Origin of the sequence: Streptomyces sparsogenes subsp. cuspidosporus, assembly GCF_039532705.1 — a bacterium.
GTDB lineage: Bacteria > Actinomycetota > Actinomycetes > Streptomycetales > Streptomycetaceae > Streptomyces > Streptomyces sparsogenes.
Genome location: NZ_BAAASD010000122.1, coordinates 1 through 1,550, shown reverse-complemented (window position 1 = coordinate 1,550; position 1,550 = coordinate 1). Strand labels below are relative to the sequence as shown.

Sequence of the window (1,550 nt, the reverse complement as noted above, 5' to 3'; positions counted from 1 at the left end):
CACACCACCGCGGGGAAGCTCGCGGACCTTCAGCGCCGCATCGACGAGGCCACCCACGCGGGGTCGGCGCGAGCGGTGGAGAAGCAGCACGCCAAGGGCAAGCTGACCGCGCGCGAGCGCATCGGCCTGCTCCTCGACGAGGGCTCGTTCACCGAACTCGACGAGTTCGCGCGCCACCGCTCGACCAACTTCGGGATCGAGAAGAACCGCCCCTACGGCGACGGCGTGGTGACCGGCTACGGCACGGTCGACGGCCGCCCGGTCTGCGTCTACTCCCAGGACTTCACGATCTTCGGCGGCTCGCTCGGCGAGGTCTACGGCGAGAAGATCGTCAAGGTCATGGACTTCGCCCTGAAGACCGGCTGCCCCATCATCGGCATCAACGACGGCGGAGGCGCCCGGATCCAGGAGGGCGTGGTCGCCCTCGGCCTGTTCGCCGAGATCTTCCGCCGCAACGTCCACGCCTCGGGCGTCGTCCCGCAGATCAGCCTGATCGTCGGACCGTGCGCGGGCGGGGCCGTCTACTCCCCCGCGATCACCGACTTCACGGTGATGGTCGACCAGACCTCCCACATGTTCATCACCGGACCCGATGTGATCAAGACCGTCACCGGCGAGGACGTGGGCTTCGAAGCCCTGGGCGGCGCCCGGACCCACAACACCACCTCCGGTGTCGCCCACTACATGGCCGCCGACGAGAAGGACGCCTTCGAGTACGTCAAGGCACTGCTGTCCTACCTCCCCTCCAACAACCTCTCCGAGCCCCCGGCCTTCCCCGACGAGGCCGACCTCGAGGTCTCGGACGAGGACCGGGAGCTGGACAGCCTCATCCCGGACTCCGCCAACCAGCCCTACGACATGCACAAGGCCATCGAGCACGTGCTGGACGACGGGGAGTTCCTGGAGACCCAGCCCCTGTTCGCGCCGAACATCATCACCGGCTTCGGGCGGGTCGAGGGCCACCCGGTGGGCGTGGTCGCCAACCAGCCGCTCCAGTTCGCGGGCTGCCTGGACATCGACGCCTCCGAGAAGGCCGCCCGCTTCGTGCGCACCTGCGACGCCTTCAACATCCCGGTGCTCACCTTCGTCGACGTGCCCGGCTTCCTGCCCGGCACCGACCAGGAGTACAACGGCATCATCCGCCGCGGCGCCAAGCTGATCTTCGCCTACGCGGAGGCCACCGTCCCGCTGATCACGGTCATCACCCGCAAGGCCTTCGGCGGCGCCTACGACGTCATGGGCTCCAAGCACCTGGGCGCCGACCTCAACCTCGCCTGGCCCACCGCCCAGATCGCCGTCATGGGCGCCCAGGGCGCGGTCAACATCCTCCACCGGCGCACCATCGCCGCCGCCGAGGACCCCGAGGCCACCCGCGCCGAGCTGATCACCGACTACGAGGACACCCTCCTGAACCCGTACATCGCCGCCGAACGCGGCTACGTCGACGCGGTGATCATGCCCTCCGACACCCGCCGCCACATCGTCCGCGGCCTGCGCGCGCTCCGCAACAAGCGCGAGAGCCTCCCCCCGAAGAAGCACGGCAACATCCC

General features: G+C 69.1%; 1 protein-coding gene. It reads left to right on the top strand.

Annotated elements, in window-relative coordinates; translation table 11 throughout:
- The coding region (locus ABFY07_RS42630; RefSeq protein ID WP_346179604.1) for an acyl-CoA carboxylase subunit beta at positions 1-1,550 on the top strand (1,550 nt) is incomplete at both ends.